Annotated in this window: 28 protein-coding genes; 3 read left to right on the forward strand and 25 right to left on the reverse strand. The window is 55.6% G+C overall.

Translation table 11 applies throughout. The features are described 5' to 3' along the window. Positions 1 to 150: 150 nt before the first annotated feature. From IFT84_RS17495 to IFT84_RS17520, 6 genes are read right to left on the reverse strand one after another with little or no spacing between them, the layout of a single operon-like run. Positions 151 to 963: a phage head morphogenesis protein gene (locus IFT84_RS17495; protein WP_192121739.1), complete on the reverse strand. Its 813-nt coding sequence runs from the start codon at positions 961 to 963 to the stop codon at positions 151 to 153. Between the two features lie 4 nt (positions 964 to 967). Further along, positions 968 to 2779, reverse strand: coding sequence for an anti-CBASS protein Acb1 family protein (locus tag IFT84_RS17500; RefSeq protein ID WP_192121741.1), 1812 nt, complete (start codon positions 2777 to 2779; stop codon positions 968 to 970). Then, the gene (locus tag IFT84_RS17505) at positions 2772 to 2933 is read right to left on the reverse strand and encodes a hypothetical protein (protein ID WP_192121743.1); all 162 of its coding nucleotides are present in this window, start codon (positions 2931 to 2933) and stop codon (positions 2772 to 2774) included. The genes IFT84_RS17500 and IFT84_RS17505 overlap by 8 nt, the downstream gene beginning before the upstream one ends. Continuing rightward, positions 2926 to 3078, reverse strand: a complete 153-nt coding sequence (locus IFT84_RS17510; RefSeq protein WP_192121745.1) for a hypothetical protein — start codon at positions 3076 to 3078, stop codon at positions 2926 to 2928. Before IFT84_RS17510 ends, IFT84_RS17505 begins: the two co-directional genes overlap by 8 nt. Positions 3079 to 3087: 9 nt before the next feature. Then, positions 3088 to 4587, reverse strand: coding sequence for a phage terminase large subunit (gene terL, locus IFT84_RS17515; protein ID WP_342212889.1), 1500 nt, complete (start codon positions 4585 to 4587; stop codon positions 3088 to 3090). Beyond that, on the reverse strand, positions 4523 to 4999 hold the full coding sequence (locus IFT84_RS17520) for a terminase (protein WP_192121747.1): 477 nt from the start codon (positions 4997 to 4999) through the stop codon (positions 4523 to 4525). Before IFT84_RS17520 ends, terL begins: the two co-directional genes overlap by 65 nt. Before the next feature lie 26 nt (positions 5000 to 5025). Here IFT84_RS17520 and IFT84_RS17525 point away from each other — a divergent pair, with 26 nt between their 5' ends. Next, the gene (locus IFT84_RS17525; protein WP_192121749.1) at positions 5026 to 5520 is read left to right on the forward strand and encodes a hypothetical protein; all 495 of its coding nucleotides are present in this window, start codon (positions 5026 to 5028) and stop codon (positions 5518 to 5520) included. Between the two features lie 438 nt (positions 5521 to 5958). On the opposite strand, the gene IFT84_RS17530 is transcribed toward IFT84_RS17525, so the two are convergent. The 19 genes from IFT84_RS17530 to IFT84_RS17620 all read right to left on the reverse strand — a co-directional run bounded on the left by IFT84_RS17530 (position 5959) and on the right by IFT84_RS17620 (position 17120). Next, positions 5959 to 6144, reverse strand: coding sequence for a hypothetical protein (locus tag IFT84_RS17530; RefSeq protein ID WP_192121751.1), 186 nt, complete (start codon positions 6142 to 6144; stop codon positions 5959 to 5961). A gap of 745 nt (positions 6145 to 6889) precedes the next feature. Continuing rightward, positions 6890 to 7519, reverse strand: coding sequence for a hypothetical protein (locus IFT84_RS17535; RefSeq protein WP_192121753.1), 630 nt, complete (start codon positions 7517 to 7519; stop codon positions 6890 to 6892). After that, positions 7516 to 7965: a hypothetical protein gene (locus tag IFT84_RS17540; protein ID WP_192121755.1), complete on the reverse strand. Its 450-nt coding sequence runs from the start codon at positions 7963 to 7965 to the stop codon at positions 7516 to 7518. Before IFT84_RS17540 ends, IFT84_RS17535 begins: the two co-directional genes overlap by 4 nt. Continuing rightward, the gene (locus IFT84_RS17545) at positions 7962 to 8414 is read right to left on the reverse strand and encodes a hypothetical protein (protein ID WP_192121757.1); all 453 of its coding nucleotides are present in this window, start codon (positions 8412 to 8414) and stop codon (positions 7962 to 7964) included. Before IFT84_RS17545 ends, IFT84_RS17540 begins: the two co-directional genes overlap by 4 nt. Next, on the reverse strand, positions 8411 to 8941 hold the full coding sequence (locus IFT84_RS17550; protein WP_192121759.1) for a helix-turn-helix domain-containing protein: 531 nt from the start codon (positions 8939 to 8941) through the stop codon (positions 8411 to 8413). Before IFT84_RS17550 ends, IFT84_RS17545 begins: the two co-directional genes overlap by 4 nt. Then, positions 8938 to 9429 (reverse strand): 5' nucleotidase, NT5C type, encoded by a 492-nt coding sequence (locus IFT84_RS17555; protein ID WP_192121760.1) that lies wholly within the window; start codon positions 9427 to 9429, stop codon positions 8938 to 8940. The genes IFT84_RS17550 and IFT84_RS17555 overlap by 4 nt, the downstream gene beginning before the upstream one ends. Before the next feature lies 1 nt (position 9430). After that, on the reverse strand, positions 9431 to 9760 hold the full coding sequence (locus IFT84_RS17560; RefSeq protein WP_192121762.1) for a hypothetical protein: 330 nt from the start codon (positions 9758 to 9760) through the stop codon (positions 9431 to 9433). Further along, a complete protein-coding gene (locus tag IFT84_RS17565) occupies positions 9757 to 10995 on the reverse strand; it encodes a DNA cytosine methyltransferase (RefSeq protein ID WP_192121764.1) in 1239 nt (412 codons plus the stop codon). The genes IFT84_RS17560 and IFT84_RS17565 overlap by 4 nt, the downstream gene beginning before the upstream one ends. Beyond that, a complete protein-coding gene (locus tag IFT84_RS17570; RefSeq protein ID WP_192121766.1) occupies positions 10995 to 12476 on the reverse strand; it encodes a replicative DNA helicase in 1482 nt (493 codons plus the stop codon). Before IFT84_RS17570 ends, IFT84_RS17565 begins: the two co-directional genes overlap by 1 nt. Further along, positions 12473 to 13144, reverse strand: coding sequence for a hypothetical protein (locus IFT84_RS17575; protein WP_192121768.1), 672 nt, complete (start codon positions 13142 to 13144; stop codon positions 12473 to 12475). The genes IFT84_RS17570 and IFT84_RS17575 overlap by 4 nt, the downstream gene beginning before the upstream one ends. Continuing rightward, positions 13141 to 13320 (reverse strand): hypothetical protein, encoded by a 180-nt coding sequence (locus IFT84_RS17580; protein ID WP_192121770.1) that lies wholly within the window; start codon positions 13318 to 13320, stop codon positions 13141 to 13143. Before IFT84_RS17580 ends, IFT84_RS17575 begins: the two co-directional genes overlap by 4 nt. Next, entirely contained in the window at positions 13317 to 13964 is a 648-nt protein-coding gene (locus tag IFT84_RS17585) for a hypothetical protein (RefSeq protein ID WP_192121772.1), read from the reverse strand. Before IFT84_RS17585 ends, IFT84_RS17580 begins: the two co-directional genes overlap by 4 nt. A 59-nt stretch (positions 13965 to 14023) precedes the next feature. Beyond that, positions 14024 to 14569, reverse strand: coding sequence for a hypothetical protein (locus tag IFT84_RS17590; RefSeq protein ID WP_192121773.1), 546 nt, complete (start codon positions 14567 to 14569; stop codon positions 14024 to 14026). Positions 14570 to 14572: 3 nt separating this feature from the next. Next, positions 14573 to 15112, reverse strand: coding sequence for a hypothetical protein (locus IFT84_RS17595; protein WP_192121775.1), 540 nt, complete (start codon positions 15110 to 15112; stop codon positions 14573 to 14575). Beyond that, complete coding sequence (locus tag IFT84_RS17600) at positions 15109 to 15531, reverse strand: hypothetical protein (protein WP_192121777.1); 423 nt, start codon at positions 15529 to 15531, stop codon at positions 15109 to 15111. Before IFT84_RS17600 ends, IFT84_RS17595 begins: the two co-directional genes overlap by 4 nt. Before the next feature lie 269 nt (positions 15532 to 15800). Next, the gene (locus tag IFT84_RS17605; protein ID WP_192121778.1) at positions 15801 to 15965 is read right to left on the reverse strand and encodes a hypothetical protein; all 165 of its coding nucleotides are present in this window, start codon (positions 15963 to 15965) and stop codon (positions 15801 to 15803) included. Continuing rightward, positions 15962 to 16279 (reverse strand): DUF6197 family protein, encoded by a 318-nt coding sequence (locus tag IFT84_RS17610; protein ID WP_192121780.1) that lies wholly within the window; start codon positions 16277 to 16279, stop codon positions 15962 to 15964. Before IFT84_RS17610 ends, IFT84_RS17605 begins: the two co-directional genes overlap by 4 nt. Further along, a complete protein-coding gene (locus tag IFT84_RS17615; RefSeq protein ID WP_192121782.1) occupies positions 16276 to 16863 on the reverse strand; it encodes a hypothetical protein in 588 nt (195 codons plus the stop codon). The genes IFT84_RS17610 and IFT84_RS17615 overlap by 4 nt, the downstream gene beginning before the upstream one ends. Further along, the gene (locus tag IFT84_RS17620) at positions 16860 to 17120 is read right to left on the reverse strand and encodes a hypothetical protein (protein WP_192121784.1); all 261 of its coding nucleotides are present in this window, start codon (positions 17118 to 17120) and stop codon (positions 16860 to 16862) included. The genes IFT84_RS17615 and IFT84_RS17620 overlap by 4 nt, the downstream gene beginning before the upstream one ends. 73 nt (positions 17121 to 17193) lie before the next feature. Between IFT84_RS17620 and IFT84_RS17625 the strand changes: the two genes are divergently transcribed. Beyond that, positions 17194 to 17883 carry a S24 family peptidase gene (locus IFT84_RS17625; RefSeq protein WP_192122038.1) on the forward strand — a complete coding sequence of 230 codons (690 nt, stop codon included), beginning with the start codon at positions 17194 to 17196 and terminating at the stop codon, positions 17881 to 17883. Positions 17884 to 18575: 692 nt separating this feature from the next. Next, entirely contained in the window at positions 18576 to 18965 is a 390-nt protein-coding gene (locus tag IFT84_RS17630; protein ID WP_192121786.1) for a hypothetical protein, read from the forward strand. The last annotated feature ends 11 nt before the right edge of the window (positions 18966 to 18976 follow it).

Raw genomic sequence — 18976 nt, forward strand, 5'->3', positions numbered from 1 at the left:
GAGCCCTTCGGAAAATGCTGCTGGAGCAGAATGTCAAAATCGCTGAACTGACGTTTGAATTTCGTCGGCTCAAAGAGGCTATGACGACGACTGAGGTCATCTACGTGGAAGACGAAGACCGTCTTGACACTGATCAGCTAACCGAACTTCTTAAAACTCGACAATCGCGCGGGCCAAGCAGCGGCACTGAATAGGCTGCCCCGGCGGTAAGCCATTCTCGGCCCCTGTAGGCTCACCCCACTTGTATTCCTTGCCTTCCAGCTTCTTATGCCGCGCTCTCACGCGCTCATCACGGCTGGTCAGCCACTTGTAGGTCGTGATACCCGCCTGCTGCTGCCGGATGCGGTTGAGGTCAGAATTAAGCTTTGCCGACTGGTCGCGCGCTATAAGCCCTGCCCGCCGGTCAGCTATGCCGAACTGCTCAGTGAGTGCCTTGCGCAGGGTCGTGACCGAGTTGCCGGCGATGCTGTTTTCGTAGACCGTCTGCTCAATCCGTTTGATCACATCATCGGCCAGACCTTGGATGAGCGAAGCATTGCGGCCCGCTACGTCCCGCAGATACTCTTCTAGGTCTTCATCCCGAACCACTGCCCGCAGATCGATCCCCAGCGCCTTCTTTGCCGCCGCCATAAACCCGGCTGTGTGGCGCTGTGCTTCCAATCCAAGGATACGATTGACCGTTTCGGACGCCGACCGCTGCAATGACGTGGCCAATGCGGCCACCCGTTGGAACCATGACCGGTCTGCATCGGCCATTAAGCCCGACACAGCGCGTTTGTGCTCCAGTTCGGCCCGATATAGCGGAATGATCGTCTCCCGCGTCTCTGCGGCTATTCCAGCCAGCATTACCCGCAACGCGGCGTGATATTGCTTGACAGTGGATAGGCGCTCTTCAATCGGTGGCAGTTCGACCACCGTGCCCTTCGGCCTTTTGGCGATCTTGGCGAGGGAGTAGCGGAGCATCAAACTACGTCTCCTCTACTGCCCAATCTTCCTTTACCTCGGCAAATAGCTCAGGCCCCAAGACAATCTCACCTTGATACGGTTCAATGGTGCTCAGGTCCGGCGCGTCCGGGTCGTAGGATATGGTGATGTGCGGTTGATACTCAGGGTGATCCCATGATGCGCCGATTGCGATGATGCCCTCATGCCGCCATTCAAGCTCACTTGACTTGAAGAGAAGCACACGCGCCTCGCCGAACCGTTCCATCAAACGTGGACCGCCAGCAGCGATTTTGATCTCGCTCTGCCATGCCTCACCCACCTTCATCCAATCCACCGGCTGGCGGCTGTATGCAATGGTGACATGGAGGTCTTCGGCTGGGAGTATGGTAGTGAACCCCTGCCCCTTGGCCCATGCAATCAGATCGGCAGCGTTGACAACCTTACGGCTCACATACAGCGTGTGTGGTGCGGCGTCATTGGCTGCCCGCTGCATGCGCGTCACATTGTTGCTGTTGGCCGGCGTGATGTCGTCTTCTTCACCCTCAAGCGCCGGATCAAATGCCGCCTCGGTGTCGCTCACCACTTGATCAAGCCCCGGATAAAACCCGCTCTCAACCATTTGGTTCGTGACAACCTTACGCAGTTCATCCGGCGTGTAGATGCCAGTGGTAGCCAGCGTCTGGGCTGTCTCGGCGTTCATCTTGCCGATCTCAGCCAGTTCCTTCTCGCTCATCTGCTCAAGCGGCGACCATGTGTAATAGACCTCTGCCGGGCGTGTACCGAGCGCAGACCGGATCAAGCATTCATCCAGCCGGTATAGTGCAGGCGTCAACTCAAGCGACTGGATGGAAGACACCCGGTCGTAGTAGTTCTTCATGTCGCCTTCACCGGTGGCGTTCATACCCGATGCAGACACACCCATGAGGCGGGTCAGCGGGATATCAGCGGCCCCGGCCACCATCTGCAAGAACGTCTGCATGACTTCGGGCAGCGTGGCGAAGGTAACAGCCTTGCGTTCGTAGGTCTCGTTTGCGTCCATGAGCAATGCGCGGTTGATACCCTTGGCCGTGGCAGCGAGCATGAAGCGGGTAAGGATCTTTTGCGAATATTCAGGGCTCGACAGATTCGCCATGAAGTCCGGTACGCCGAAAACATCCACGTTAGCCTCAAACACCAAACTGGCGATATTGGCTGCCGTGGCATCTGCATGCTTCATAGCGGTATAGACCGCCTCAATGACGCTATCACCCCAGCCTTGCGTGCTCCCGCTGATCATCAGCGGCTCCGGGTGTTGAGCACCAATCAGCACCGCCAAACGCGACGGATGGATTCGCACCATCTCGTTTTGGCCGGTTACCTCGTAATAGGCTGGCTTGCCGTGGAACTCGGATAGAACGTCCTGTTCGATTGGCCCTGCCGTCATGTCCTTGCGCGTCAGCACCGTGAGGTATTTGATACCGGCTTTCCCTACCTTGGCAGGATCCAGCGGCTCATTCACATCACTGTCGCCAGTGCCAATATACAGCGCTGCACCACCCCAAAGACGTGCCTTGGTCTTGGTTTCAAGCAGTTTGGTCCAGAAGCCCAAACGGTTCTGTTCGGCCTCTATCGCCTCAATCTGATCTTGCCCTGCCTGCCAGTCCCTGCCCTTGCGGATTGCATCCATGGCCGGGATATCGACAATCTTACGCCCCAGCCAGTTCGACCGGTAGATGTTGAGCAACTGGAAATCATCAATGATCTGCATGCCATAGCTGGCGGTGCTCATCTTGTCCCGCATAGGGTCGCCCAGACCGGCAACCACCGAGCTTAGGCTGTCGTTGACATCAACCATGCTCGACTGCCTCATCTTCAATCACGAACAGCCATTTGTCCGGTATGACTTCCTCGAACAAGAACAGCACCGCGAACCCAATAGTAGGCCATGCGCTGAGGATTCGGGCAAACCAAGTCAGGCGGATCATCAAATTCAACTGAGCCTTAGCCATGCCTGACGCCCTTTCTGATGTTCGGTGGGTTCTTGATGAGGTCACGCATGACCTTTGGTATGGCGTTCACAACGCCCTTGGTGCCATCCTTCCGCTTGGCTTCGGCCAGCATCTGACGGCGCTTTTCACACGGGCCACATGCCATGCTTTGTCCTTAAATGTTGTCGAGCGTGTAAGTCCCGCCTCCGCACATCTCCACCACCGCATCAATGAACGGGTCTATCTGGTCATCGAACGACCCATCAGGGAACGCGGCGTATTCCGATATGAAGGTGGCTTTCCATGTCGCTGTCTTCGGCAGCACAACCAAGCCAGAAGCTACAGAAGGCACCGCATCAAGCGCGCGGGTGTATTTGTCCTTGTCACGCTGTAGGGCGATCACAGGCACTGATTTGCGCTTTACAGCCTGGATAAGACCGGTCCCTGAAACCTTGTCTTCGACAACCATCTTTCGCAGGTGACCGTAACGCTCCGGGTCCATTGCCTTCGCTTTAGACCACAGCGAAAGAGCCGTGCTTTCCAGTTCAGGCGCTTCAAACCGTCCCCTGATCAATTCGATCAGATAAGCCTTACCATCCCTGCCAGCGCCCCAATGCTCAAACACCGTGTAGTCGTTGCGCTCTTTGGTCTTTTGCGCTGTGTCCACATAGATCGCACGCCATGCCAAGTTTGGCAGTTCGTCGTATTCCTGTAGCCATTCAGTCTTGAACAGATTGCCCCCGGCGACCACCGGGTTTTGCTGATACTGCCCTGCGAACACCTGCGGCGAGGTTTCGAGTATCTTGATCTGGGCTCGATTGTGCTTCTGTTCCCACAGAGGGCCATCAGGAAGGCCGTGTGGTATCATCTCCACGTCACCGGCTGGCGCATCACTCTCGCCGTCTACCAGCACGGGAAGCTGCAGCAGGTGCCAATGCTCGCCACTGTTCTCCATAAGGTGCGCAGCGAAGTCATCCACATGCAGGCGCTGCATGACCACGATCACCGGCACATCTTCATGAGCCAGTCGAGACTTGAATGTGTTCTCCCATCGAGCATTGATGAACTTGCGCGTCGTGTCGGACGATGCATCATCAGGCTTTAGCGGGTCATCGATCACCAGTGCGCCGGTAAAGCCCGGCTCTGCCAGAATACCCGCACGAAAGCCCGTAATAGGCTCACCAGACGCCGCAGCCCGTAGATGTCCGCCATCAGTGGTACGCCACAAGCCTTTGGCGTTGGTATCCATCCGCATGCGCACAGGCCAGTGGGCCTGATAGCCTTCAAGGTTGATGATATCCTTGACCTTGGTCGAGTTATCCAGCGCCAAGGGCTGGGCGTAGCTTGCGTGTATCCAGCGTGACCGAGGATTGATTGCAAAGCCGCGTGCGATGAAGTTGATCACCGCGAGTTCGGTCTTACCGTACCCTGGCGGGATGTTGATGATCAGCCGCTTGATTTCACCGGTGAACACCCGGTCCAGCGTCGCGCACATGACGGGATGAAACGGCGCGACCGATAGAGGCTGCCCTTCTTTCTCGACAAAGAACCGTTTGGTGAAGGCCAAATGAGACGAGAGCAGGTCTTTCCGCTCTACAAGCCTATCCGCCTCAGTCTTCCGGCTCTCCTTCTCCTGCCGGATCGCCTTCAGCAAGCCCGATCTGGACAAGTGCACGTTCAAGGACTTCTAGCTCCTCTGTCGTCATGCCCTTTAGGCGAGTAATGTCTGCGATTTGTATCGGTCCGCCGTTGGCGCCCGCGTGTTGCTTTTTGTCTATGAGCAATCCATGCAGCTTGGCCTTACCCAGCGTAGCGGCTACAGCAGCGCTTGATTGCTTTTCGGCTATTGCGATGGCCCTCGCCTCTTCAAGCTCGTCTGTGAGGCTCTGTAGGGTCACACCGGCCTTTTCAGCGGCTTTCATCTGGAACTCTTGAACGCGTGTTGAAATGTGTTGCTCTCGGGCTAATGCAGCGGCGTTATGCCGGTTCGCCTTGTACCCGGACTCCACATAAGCTTTCTCTGCCGTCTTGCCTTTAGCGAGCGCCTGAGCGAACTTCTCGTGCCGGGCGTTTTTCAGGACTGGCATGGTGGAACCTACGGAAGGATGTTCATTTGGTTGGCGAAATCGGTGCAGCAATAACGTCGCTGAAAACGGCTTTTGATATTGCAAAAAGCATCAACGATTTAGTGAAAAACGCAGAGGTTCAAGCCGCTGTCATGGGTTTACAGCAGAAAATACTTGAGGCTCAGTCTTCAGCTTTAAGCGCTAACGAGCGTGACGATCAACTCAGAAGGCAAATTGAAGCTTTGAGTGCCGAGGTCACCAGTTTAAAAAACTGGGATGCGGAGAAAGCCAAATACGATTTACTTGAGCTCGATCCAGGCTTTTACGGGTTCGTGTTGAAAGACGAAGAGCGCGGGCAACAGCCGTACTTTGCTCTGTGCCCAAATTGTTTCGAAGCAAATAAAAAATCCATCTTACACCAAAGCCCAGATCTGAATGTAAATTTGCGGACATGGTCTTGCGCTGCCTGTAATAGCAGCTACGGCATAAGAGCCAGAAATATGAAAACACTGATAGAAAGAGCAAGAGGAGTCTCCGAGTAAGCAAGGGCAATTAAGCACCGGCTCTTTCAACGGGCTGTGTTAGCAGCACACGAGCCCCGTCCGCTTTCAGCGCTTCAAAGGCTTAGGCGGCTCACTTGACGACACGTATGGAAAGATCTCATGCCATCCGGAAGCCGCGTCATGCCAAGGCTCTCCCGGGCCTGTGTAATTCTTCCATCTGCCCGCAACCCCGCACCTACACTCAAGACGAACATACTGCCAGAGGAAGCCACGCGAACGAACCTCAGGGGCGTCACCGCATCCCGGGCAGGGACTGATTGCGGTTCGTGGGGTAAAGCTCATCGCAAGGTATCTCCTAGACCACACACCCAAAAGAGCCACGGCTCACTACCGTTAAGCCTGAAATGGTTGCGGTTGCATCGGGTGGTGTCGGTGGTCTCGGAAGCTGCGGGGATACGCCAGTGGATTGGCATAGGCTTACTCCCCGGCCGTAAACACATGCTCCGTCAGATCTTCAACACGAGCGTCTCGCCAAGTTGTCGGGGTTTTCGTGTAACGCGACGGGCCAAGAAAATCGGTGTGGTATGTAGCTTCCTGCACTTGCAGCACCACAGTGCCATCAGGTGCGGCACGGTAGCGTCGCTTGCCGGTCAACTTGATCATCGGGTGCCTCGCGTTGATTGATCCCGCCTGCCCACTTCATCAGCCTCATATGCCCCTGTCAGGGATTGCGGCGCTGATAGCCAGCGATCTGGCACGAGTGAAAGCCTTGTCATCCGGTCGCGGGTTGGGCCGGTGGAAGAATGCCGCAATTGGAAATTGGAAGCCTATGGCCGGCGTCCGATTGTGAAGCGACCAAATGTAATCTGAACTCGCCTCAATAGCAGGTAAACGCTGATCACTAGGGACAGTACAAAGCAGATCATAGCCCCGGCTAAGGATAGCACTGCGATGAAGTGCCCTGCCCAGACCAGAAACAAAACGACCAAAATTAGTCTTTGCTCGGTGTTGAGCTTTCCCATTGCACTCTCCTGAAACGACAAAGCCGCCCTGCGGTTAACAGGACGGCTGGATAAAATGGCGGGGCGCGTTGGATTTTAACCAGCGATCCTCCGATGGCTATCAGTGCAGCAGTCAGAGACACCGCTGAACCGTTCACCAACGGCGTATTCAGTCGCAGACGATTATCTCTGTTCGCCTGTCCCTACTTCCGCCCCGTTTACCCTTTCGGGCTTAACATCGGCTTCAATAAAGGCATCCTGTGCCACCGGTTTGCACCGTCATCCACCTGTCAGCGTATCTTTCCGCCGTGTCATCGCGGGGCCGTGCCGCGCCACCTACTCACGCTCTCTACTGTCAGGCCTTGCCCTTGGCTTCAACGAACGCTTTCGCACGGGATTCTTTCGCCCTACCGGGCTATCTGCTCACCTTGCGCCTTGGCCTTCTGCTCGCGGCGCTGACTGCGGCGCTTATTGCGTGCTTCGGCCCATGTGAAATCTCTGTCTTGCAACACGCCGACTGGACTGAAACATGTCTCATCCATCCATGAATTTGACTGCTTCGTATTCTGCGCAACGTTGCTGACTGTATCTGGAATATGCCCTAAATCCGGGTTATCAAGCAACACTGCAAAATGCACATTTTCGTTCTTTTGCAATACGTTACTGTCTAAACCTCTCTCAATGAATGAAATAGCGCGGTCTTTCCGGCGTCTGCCGGTCTCGACGTTGATGCCCTCACGGTCGCACCAGTGCTTGAGAGGCTTACCACCTGCCTTGGCGCTTGCCCATGCCCAGAGTGCACGCCGGTTCTTTGCATCAGGGACAAGCACGTTGGTCCACGTCCGGCACTCTTCCCAGGCTGTTACCTCGGCTGCCGATGCTACACGCTGCGCCGGTTCTTCATCCTTCGGGTCTTCCTCCCGGATGAACGGCAACGCCACAGACTTGGGCTGGGCTGGCTTCTCGCCTACCTTGGGCATCTTCCGTTCCGTCTCAGCGGCGAGGATGAAGCGCTCTTTGATCTCATCAAACGTCATTTGATTGCCGCCTTCCTTCTGGCTAAAGCGTAGTCACGGCCAAGCGTGTTCACGCTCTTAGAGAAATCCTCTGGAAACAAGCCTTGGTGGCAGTGTGGACAGGCGGGAACTCGATTACGGCTACGCCAAGCCTTATCGAGGTTCTTTGCCGCTACAGACCTGCATTGGAATGTTTCTGCCTCTCGCAGTTCCTGTATGCGCTTCTCCATGCTCTTACGAGCGCTGCCAATGTGTTCAACTAAGCCCTTGAATGCATCGAACGGATCCACGTCTTGTTCGCAGTCCTTGCACCATACGCGGCGCTCACGCGGATCATAATTCATTCGAAGATGATGACAGGATGATACCGGTCTGCGGGTCAGACCACGCGCCACGCGCAGGTCTCCAATATCGACAACAGTTGTGCCGTGCAGATATGCTTCCTCGTTAATCGGTTCGTTGCTCATGGCCGCTTTCTATCATCAAAGAAATCGAGTTGACCGGCTCCCGGCCCCATGCGCTTGATAATGCGCTCGGCCAACATGCCCGCCAGTGAGTGCCTAAGCTTTACCACACCCGATAGGTTCTGGTTCACAAACATCAGCTCTCCCACTGGCATTTTATCCCAGCATTCCAGCCATTCAGACGGTCTTTTCTCAACCAGATCGGGAAAGGCGCGGATCAGGTCGGACACGCACCACCATGCCGTTTCATCCAGACAGGCTTTGTTGTTTTCCGTCTCTGCCAAGGTGGAGAGAACCATGCGGAAATGATCTTCACCATAGTGCTTCAATATCCGGTCCAGCGTTGCTAATGCGCGCGTCTCTCCAAGCTCTGGATACCGTTGCTTGTCGATAATCCGAACGCCGTATTCATGGCTGATCTGGTAGACGCGGGCGTCAACGTCGCTGGTCATCCGGCCATCCTCTTTTCGACCTGCTTCACAGCCCACATAACGGTCGTGTGATCGCGTCTGCCAAATAGCCGACCGATAGTCCCGTAGGAGTCGCCACGCTCCTTGTGTATCCAGTACATCGCCTCCTGCCGTGCGGGTGTAATGCGGCGGGCGCGGCTCGGGCTGACAACATCCGCGTGTGTTACGCCGGGGTAGCGCTCCAGCACCTCCATGATAATCAACTTCGACGGGCGTAGCCGTGGCTTGAGAGTGATCTGCTGGTAGAGCGTTTCTATTGGCTCGCCCTTGTGAGCTGCCACACGTTCCAGATGGAGCTTATGCTCTCTCCAAGCGATGATATGGAAGTTATGATCGAAGCCGGTCCAGATGCCTTTCGGCTTTGGAGCCGGCTCAAGTGTCTCGATCTGGACGGTCGCGGCCGGTGTTCGCTTGACCCCATTCATCAACCGGCGGCGGCTGTCGGCATATCCTGCCCGTAGCGCGGCTTCTGACGTGGGTGTGTGAACGGGGAGTAGATCGGTGTTCATACGAGCACACTCCGAACGATTTCATCTTCCAGCGCTTTAGTGGTGGTCTTGAAGTCCTTGTGCAGGATCGCGAATCCACCCTCAAGCTGCCACGCCTTCGTGTTGCGCTCGAAATCGTCAATCAGGATGTCACCCGGCGACTGCATGAATAGCGGCTTGCTGCTACCGCCCGCTACCGGCAAGACTTGGCACGTGATCGATAGATGCTCGCGCACCCATTCACGCTTCTGGCGCGCCACATGGGGATAGTTCGACTTCGGGCAAGCCGTGAGAATGATCGGGTTCAACCACTCAATGCCACGGTAGAACTCTTTGGCGCCTGGGCATGGTGGCATATCGCGGAAATAGCTTGGATGCCCATTGATCGTGGACCACATGTCATCATCCAGCATAGACTTGTGATCGACACCAAACAGCGCCGGGAAATGCGCGTCAAAGTCGGCCATCACGCCATCGAGGTCTAAGTATACGTTCGGTCGCTTGCTCATGCTACCGCACCCCTCGTCTCTCGATGATAACCCGCCGTTCGGAATTCTTCTGCTTAATCGTTTCCACCATGCCAGACTTAAACGCCCGGTTCGCAGCCGCTGCCTTTAGGCTTTTGACGCTCGGCGGCTTGGCTTGGAAGCTTTCACAAGGCGAATTGACAGTCGAGCACAGCTTGTCCTTTGCTGCTGCCCATGCCTCGCCTTCTGTCGCGTAAATGATATCCAACTTACCATCACGTAACACAATGTTCTGGGCATCGGTCAGCCGACGATACCATGCTATCCAGCCGGTCGGCCGCTCCATTACACCGCAATCAAAACCGTTGCTCATGCTGCTTCCTCTGCATAGATTTCATCCACCGCCAGTATCCGCTGCCCGATCCAGCGCATGACATTGACGGACATTGAGTTTCCAAACCCCTTGTACTGCGGCCCATCCGGGCAAAGCTCTGCCGGCTTGCCTCGCCATGGGATGCGGCAATGGTCATCTGGAAAGCCTTGAAGGCGGGCGCACTCTGTTGGTGTCAGTCGGCGGACGGCGCATTGCGTGGCAAACGCGATTTGACCGCCAGCGTTCTGATTGCTCTTGGCGCTGGACATCGCACGTAGGGTGGGCGCGATTTCGCCAACACCAAAGCCGTTGCGGCCGGATGCTTTACAGTCAAATGCGATAGGCGCGAATCCCTGCGCAACGAACGTCTCGACTTCGAAATCAATTCGCTGCCCCTTCGCCGTTAAACAGGCGGCGGCTTCGATAGGACCGGATGTGTTTCCCCCACTAAACGCATGAGCAGCTACGTTGTCTTGCCCTCTGGTGTCTCCGGTCCGCTCAACTCCCCGGCCACTGCTGACAAGGCACTGTGCAACATCCCGGGTAAAGTCTTGCCCCGCTTCCCGGCGCGGCGCAGAATTCCCGCACAAGCCTTCGCGCTCAAAAAGAACCGCTGCGGCACGTCGCCAGTCTCCAAGATATCCGACAACGAACACACGCCGCCGTCGCTGGGGAACGGCACGGGCAAAGCCGTCCACTCGGACATATTGAGCGTCAAGCACGCGCCATGCGAGGCCGTATGCGCCTTTGTAGCCCTCGACAATTCCCGCATTTCGCCATCCTGTTGATGGGACTTCGACCCGTCTTCCTGAGAGCAATCCCAGAAGGCTTGCAAAGTCTCGTCCTCCATCGCTTGAAAGGACGCCGGGGACGTTCTCCCAGACCAGCCATCGGGGCCTATATCTGCGAGCAATTGCACCATAGGTAAGCATGAGGTTGCCACGCGCGTCATCCAGTCCCTTTCTGAGACCTGCGACGGAATAGCTCTGGCAGGGGGGTCCGCCGACAAGAAGGTCAATTGCATAGTCGGGCCACTCCTCGAAATTGGTCATGTCGCCATGGTTGGGTACGCCGTTCTTTGACAGCGGTTTGCCTGGCAGATTGGAGCCGTGATGGTGGGCGAGAACGGCGCTTGGAAACGCCTCGATCTCGGAGAAGAATGCCGGTGTCCATCCGAGCGGCACCCAAGCTTGGCTTGCGGCTTCAATGCCGGAGCATACAGAACCGTACCGCATCAAAGCATCCTCCCCTGATCGGTAGCGCTCTGGTCTACAAAGACCGTCTTGGGTCCGTTCCAACCCACATCACGGCGCTGCGGCCATTGGTTTTCACGCGAGAGCGCCAGGATAATCTCACCCTTGTTGCGCTGGTTCTCCATGACGCCTTCCCACTTGATGTGCAGGTCACTTGTTTCCGGCGGCTCCAGTTCCTGTAGGATTGGTTCGGCGCGGAATGGAATGATCACGTGGTCCGCATCGCGCTCACATGCTCCAATCAGATCCGAGTAGCGAGGCTTGCGGCTGATAGCCTGGAAGAAGGCTGCATCGTTCAGCCGTCCGCTTTCCGCCGTAAGCGTGTTCTTCTTCAACTGGGCACAGGCAAGAACCGGGCTCTCAAGGTCTCTGGCGAGCATTTTCAGTGCTCGGGTAACTTCTTGCCCGAACTCCCATTCCGCCAGCCTACGGGTTTCTTTGTCGCGCTCTATGAGGCCGATATGGTCAACCACAATAAGCGATGGGCCGTAGCGCTTAACGAACGTTGTGGCTGCCCGGCGCAATTGCTCAAGCGTCATGCGCTTTTCCTGCACCCGGACGTTCCACGACTTCATTGGGTTTGATGTGATCATCATGCGCTCATAGTCGTGGTCGTTGACCTTGCCGCGCTTCTGGCGCCAGACAGGAACATCGGCAACCGTGGAAATCTGACGCATGGCCAGTTCCTTTGCTGACATCTCGCCCGAGTAGAACCAGACTGGTTTACCCGACCGCGCCACACCGGCAACGATTTGGCCTGTGAGAGCTGTCTTGCCCTGCTTGGTAGCGCCGCCGATGATGATAAGCTGTCCGGGACCGAGCGGGCCGATCATGCTCGACAGTGGCGTGAAGCCGCAATCAAACCCGGTTGGCGCTGCACTCTTGTAGGCTGCTTGCGTCTGGTCTAGCGCGCCGTCTACAGCGTCTGCGAATGAAACGCCCTCGTTGTCATGTCCGCGCAGTGCATTCGATACGTCATCAAACACCGCTCGCAGGGAATCAAAGCTGTCAATGATGTCGAGTTCTTTCGAGAACCCCACATCTTCCATGCGATAGCTAAGAGAGATGATTGCCCGCTGCGCAGAGGCTTCCAGGATGGCGCGGGCATAGTCTGGGGCATTGACGATAGACACCGCACTTGACGCCAACCGCGCCAGATATTGCGATACGGTCATGTCACCGATCCGGCCCTCGGTTACGCGGTCGCGGATCGTGATCATGGTGGCATGGCGACCAGCATCGACCATTGACGTGATCGCCTCGTATATTTCCCGGTGGATCGGTTCGTAGAAATGAGCGCCGGTTAAAACAACCTTGCTGCGGACAGCTTCCAGTGCGTCGTTGTTGATGATCATCGCGCCAAGCAATGCCTGCTCGGCTTCGATGTTGGCGGGCAGTTCACGCTGCGGCCCGGAGTGCATGTCCTGCTCATAGGCAGAGAGTGGGGCGGCGTGGGCGTTCATGGAAGCAACTCCCCTTGTCTGGCGTCCTGGTGGCGGTCAAGCATCCGCAAGACGGTTTCACCAACGTGGCGCTTGTCCCAAACGAACCAGCCGTTCAGCATTGGCGGCGCGCCCTGCCCGGTGAAATCGATCTTCCACCGCATCAGGTATACGCGAGCTGGTGGGTACTTTGCCCAGAATGGTGCCAAGCCTCCCGCGCCGGGGAAGCCCCAATTCAGCAGTAGCGCCATGTATTCGACGCCGAGCGTATCAAGCGCGTGATACAGCCAGCGCGCTTTGCCATTTCCCCATCCACATTCAGCAAAGGGAGGATTTTCAACAATGGCCGTCGCCGGTGCTTTATCGAAATCGTAGAAGCTGCGGATTTCGGCCCCACAACCCCGATCAATTAAATCGCTGTCGATGGTGTCGAACGCATTGGTGCGCAATTCACGGCCAATTACGCCGGTCCCGCAAGCTGGCCCCCAAATAGTGGGAAAAGCGCGAAGGTGGTCCATCTCGGCATGGATGAATGCACGGATCGGCTCTACAGGCGTTGGGTAGAACTCATCAGGCTCACGTTCCAGCGCATCGATCTTCGTGTACGTGCCATCAAGCAACCGCGTGGCAACGGGCTTGCTTTGTTTTCCAGTGGCGCGGAAAAGGCCGCGTGCAGATGCTGCTGTCATACCTTCACCCCTGATTCACGCCGATCAGCCTGCTTTGCCCGCTGGTTTGCGGTGAACCCATCACGGTAACCTTCAACCATCATCTGAACGATGGTGTCAGCGGTCGCATGGCATTCGGGAAGCTTGATCCGGTTTGCATTGGCGAAGTTGGGTGAACTGATTTTGCTTTTCTTCATGCGCTTGCTCCTGTGAACAAATCGGCGTAAGCAGAAGGCACGGCGCGGCTGTTGCGGCGCTCCAGAAAGCCTTGGAACGCGGGCCGGTATCGACCTGCATGGATTTCCGACTTGTGCCAGCAAATAGCGATAGCTGCGGCTTCTGCGGCGTTGTGGCTGACTGTCTTGCGCGAAGGCAACTTGATGCCGTCCAATTCGCACTGGGCAACGACAGCCTCTTTCCAGAGGTATTCCTTCTTCTCCGTCCGCCCGAGCTTGTCCGGCTTTTTAAGCTTCACGATTTTGAAAGCTGGCTTGAACCCTTGGGCAAAGAAAATGCTTCTCCACGTGCTAGGTGCGATTGTGCCCCACGGGATGCTGAAATTGCCGACCGTCGCCAAGACTGCCCCATGAAGCATGCATGAAACAATGGTTGCTTTAGTGCCGCCTGGGCTCATCTTAAGCGCCGTTTCAACCACCACGAAGTCAGGTTTGAACTCGCGGATCAGGGCCTTGACCTTGTTGCCCATCTGGTCGGCGCAGTATTCGATTGTCGCCTTCTCAGGGAACTCCAGCACATCGCATTTGATGGCCGATATGTGCCGGTCGCTGTCGTAACATGCGAAGCCGGCGGTCTTGGAAATGTCGAGAGAGAGAATTCGCATCAGCGCCTCGCTTTGAAAAAGCCCCAGCCATTCGCGGCTGGGCAGTCGTGGGAGGGAACTTAGATTTTCAGATCGGCAACCTTGGCCATCATCTCGCGCCGGTTGGCTGGCGGATCGCCCATAATGCTCGCCGTTACGTTCGTGCCTCGTTGGGTCGTTGCTGGCGCAGTCTGCTTGGCAACTACCGGCGGAACGAGAGCCTTCTTCGGTGCGGTCAGATCAGCCCACCGTGGCAAGACAATCTCGACATACCCGTCTTCGAACTGCTCAAAGCGGCACCAAGCTTGTTCCTGGGCTTGGTCGATGAACATTGGCTGATGGCCAAGTGAGAGCGAAACCCATTCGCCCTTGGCAGTGCGCTTGAACTGGACCGGTACGTCACCGATGCTGTTGTTCTTGCGCAGGCGGATAAGGCCATGATCGCCTTCTGTGCCGATGAGTACTTCCAGCTTATCGCCGTCCGACCAGCCGAATGACGTTGCTACCGGCTTAGACGCCACGAACCGGATAGTGGCTGGGTTGCTGCCGCGCTTGGATACCGTAACCTTGAGGCCGGTGCCAACCGATGCGGCTTTGACAATGATTTTTGCGCGCTCGAAACCCATGGCCTATTCCTCGTCCTGCGGGAATGGATCGGAGCCGTCGCCTTCCGGTTCTTCATTGGTCCGGTTGGCCTGCTTTTTGGTCAGCGCTTTTTCCAGATTGTCGCGCATGATGGCTTGGCCACGGTCGTACCCGCGCAGCCATGCGCGATCATCTTCGGAATTTGCGGCATATGTTGACACACGGTCCACGGCAGCCAGACCGGCAATCTCGCCCTGCCCTTCGATCTTTTCTTCACGCGGCGCGCGGTCGGCAAGAAGGTCTTCGTTGTAGGCCGGGATGATGTGCAGCCATTCCATGATTTTCAGTTGGTCGTTGACCTTCTGTGTGATCGTGGACTTGTCTTCGGCTGCAAGTGCTTTTTCAGCGAAATCAATGCGTGACAGAACGATTCCATCGGCTTGAGCAAGCTTCCGGTCCTGCTTCATTTCCGCTTGTAGCGCTTTAATCTTGGCCTTCGTGGCCATGTTCTTTCGGGTATGATGGAAGAATAGAGCTTTCTCCTCGTTCTCCGTCAAATCTCCACTGTTATGCCCTGTCGTCATGGTCGCAACTCTCCTTTCGCAGCGCGGAGCTTGCTCTCCAGCGCTTCCACCTCGTGATCAAAATCCTTAAGAACAGCGGCATTACCGAACCTCGCTTTATCCGCCTCTATTTCGTGTTTCAGTTCTGCAATCTGGCGTGCGCAGTATTCGAGGTAGGCCATACGGACCTTCGCGAAGACCGACACGCCAGGGTCTTTCACCTCTCCATTGATCAATCGGCGGAGCGAACGGGAGGTCAGGCCGCATCGGCGCCCTACCCGCTCCAGTGCGTTCAACTGATCGCCGTTCCCACGGCTTTCACGCTCAACCATCTTCCGCGCATATGCGGCGGTTAGTTCTGGACTGAATGCGTCTATCGAATGCATGCTCTTTGCTTTCGCCTTGTTGTCGTTTGCCAAAATTGGTCTGAGGTTTTCCATTTTTTGTCCGCCGCTGCTGATAGGTTGAACCCATCGGCAGAACGCGGCGCGAAATTGGAAAGAACAGACCGAGTTAAGCCGCACCTCTCCGCAGCACATCCGGGTTGGAAGCCCGGCTGGCATCGGAAGGATAGGGATTGGGTAATTGGAGAGAGGCGCTTCGTTGTTTGGTCACAAGGGAAAGCGCCAAGCTCTCACTAATTTGTAATTCGTTGGCTATCTCGGAGGTGTTCAAACCTCGGCGGAATAGCCGCAAAGCATTGGAATGATCACCAATCACGGGAACCACCCCGCTCGGAGTCACGATCATCCTTGCCCGTTAACCGGGCATCAGCTTCACGATCATCGCGGATTTTCTGAACCAGAATCCGAAAGATCGTTCCGAAGAAAAACATCCAGATCAACGATAGGAGAATGAAGTTTGTCGGACTCATGCCGCCACCTGCGCAATCGCTTGGTCAAATACGCGCACCACATCTCGGTGACCGTGGCTGTCGTTGAAAATGAAGCATGGCATGGGGGCACAAACGGCTTTCAACGCCTTGACCCCTTGATGGAATGCTTCCTGGCTGTGCAGCTCCGCAGAAGCTCTTACGAGCGCACCGACCATGCAGAAGCACGTTGCCTTGTCGTCTTCTGGTTTGCATTCGTTACCGTGCTCATCGCGGGCCAATGCCTCTTGCGACCAACGGTCAGCGCGTCCGATCAAATCACGCGCACGGGTCAGGACTTGCTCGACTGGGGTCATATCAGCGCTCCCGGTTTAAGGTTGGGCCAGTTGGCCTTAGCTTCGAACATCCGCTCATCAACAGCGGTATGCCCGGACAACTCTGATCGGCTTGGAATACGCGAACCAAAGAATGCCAACACTTCCGGGAAGTCATAAAGGATATGCCCCTGACCGCCGCTTATGACCGCCGACACGACCTTGCGGAGCAGCTTGGCTGGATCAATATCAAGCTCCCCAGAGCAATCCATGTCAGCCCCATCAATCAACTTTGGCTTGCTGTCGGCCATCATCTTTTCGAGAGCTTCCGAAGTGATTGGGGCATCTACGGCGCTGACTGTTGGTGCATCATCTGTGTCGATTGCAACCAAGCAGAGATTTTTCCAAGCACGACTAACGCGCTCTTTTTTGCCAAGTGCTTCAATGGCCTCCGCCGTTTCCTCAACGCTCCAAAATCCTTCATCTCCAGCTTGTGCCAGACCGAACAAAAGGCGTGCATCAAGAACCAAGTCAGAAGTCGATTCATAGCGGCTCGTCTTGATGCCCCAGACACCAACAAATGCTTCGAGCTGACGCCCGCGGGGTTCGGAAAGCCAAGGCTTCATGCTGATACCTTTGATGCCGAGCGCTGGCGGGCCGCCTCTGCGCTGATGATTGCAAGCTTCTCAATGGTCAGATCGTTGCCGCCGATTTCACGCGCCGCATCAACCAAGGTCGGCCAGTACTCAACCGGGATGCTATTTCGGCGTTTCATTTCAGATACTGCAGAAGGGCCAACGCTTAAAACGGCGGCCAGCTTCACGTTCGTCGTGAAGATGTCGAAGACATCGGGAATGTTGTTGATTGCGTTGATCGTTTCCATAACACGCACTCAACACCATACGTGTCGTGTTGTCAACATGCATCGTGTTGTAAGTTGATATATGATTGTTTTTATGATGGAAAAACACGATAGACTGCGCCAGGCGCGCATCGATGCAGGGTATAAAACCGCCGCTGCTGCTGCCAACGCGCTCGGCATTACAGCATCGACCTACCGTGCTCACGAAAATGGGCAGAACAAATTCGAACTGGAAGAGGCGGAAGTTTACGGCAAGCGCTTCAACGTGAGTCCATTGTGGCTGATGACCGGCAGCGAGCCGACCGAACAGCCCCAAAAAACCAACGGAATAAAACCTCCCATTGATTCGCCAAACGCCAAAGTGCTTGATAGGATCGTCGGCGATGGACGCCTGATCCCTGTGTACGGTCAGGCCGTTGGTGGCGTTGACGGTGAGTTCGAAATGAACGGGAACATCTTGTACGAGGTCATGGCGCCTCCGGTACTATCCCACGTATCAAACGCATACGGGGTTAGCATAGCTGGTGACTCGATGTCGCCTCGTTACGAGGACGGCGAGCTGGCGTTCGTTGATCCAAAGCGTCGGGTGAAAAAAGGCGATTACGTTATTGCTCAAATCAAGACGGATGAGCACGGGCCGCTGTTGGCGTTCGTGAAAAAATTCATCCGGCATAACGCTGCAGAGTTGATTTTAGAGCAGTTCAATCCGCCGAAAGAGCTGCGGTTCGAAGCGGAATCTGTGGTTTCGGTCCACTACATCGCTCTAGCTGGGAACGGTGGATAACGAGTTCCACCTACCTCCTGTATCCTATTACTACTATCTCAAGAGCAGAATCTTAAAAACAAATAAAACGTTTATGGATTAGCTTTATGTATTTGTGCGTAGTGAGTACGTGGGTACCTACGTAGTGAGTACGCAGCCTTACAGCCAAAAAAATAGCGGCGCGTAAAAGTTTTCCCTACCCAAAGTATGCTTCACTCGGAGAAATCCTGAACGTGAGGCCTTCCCCGTAGCCTCGCTGACTGTCTTCGTACTGCAGCGGCATTTGTCAGCAATTCGTGCGACAGTCCAATAGCTCCCAAGCTTCTCGTAACTGCTTCTTTTAGCGATAAAATACAGTACTTTGAACTCGGCATGCGAGATGTCGGGATATTCGAAAATCTGCTCAATCCACCGTTCCCGGTCGATGTAATAGCGCTCTTCTGCGGGTGATCTCTTCTTTTCCATAGCGCAACGAATACGCCTTTGATTCGTCATACGTCAACACGATTTGTGTTGTTTTGCGTATAATTCGACACGCCTTGTGTTGACACGATGCGTGTTGCGTGACATGTTGCTGTCATCAACCCGGCACGAAGACGCACTGCTGATCTGCCGGGATCAACCAAACCCCGGAGATAGCGATGTAACCGCGATGCCCGGCAACAGGACTGACAACCGGGCCACGAGCGACTGTCAGTCCAACGGAGGATGAGATGGGGAAGCAGAAAAAACTGAACGGTACCCTTGTTACGAGAGATCTCCCTGCAAAAGGCTTGTCGCTTGGCAGCCATCAGTTCCCGTCTTTTGATGGCCTAGCAGCAGCGTTTGGTGCCGACATTCGTGATTACCCTGCACGCGACATTATTCCCGACGACTTTTACCGAGGCCGTACACCCTACAATGCCGTTGTTTCTGCTCTGTTTTTTCGCGGTGGCAGCCTGGAAAGCTTTGGATTGAAGTTCAAAGCTGAAATTGACCAAGGGCAAGCGATGACTGCGATCCGCGCACTTCTTTGCTCATTCGCTCCCAAACACGAAATCAAAGAAGCGACTGTCGCATGGGCCTTGTCTGTCTGGTGCGATGGAACCCCAAAAACCGCCTGACCTCCTTCGGC

Source organism: Rhizobium sp. CFBP 8762 (assembly GCF_014841565.1).
Classification (GTDB): domain Bacteria; phylum Pseudomonadota; class Alphaproteobacteria; order Rhizobiales; family Rhizobiaceae; genus CFBP-8762.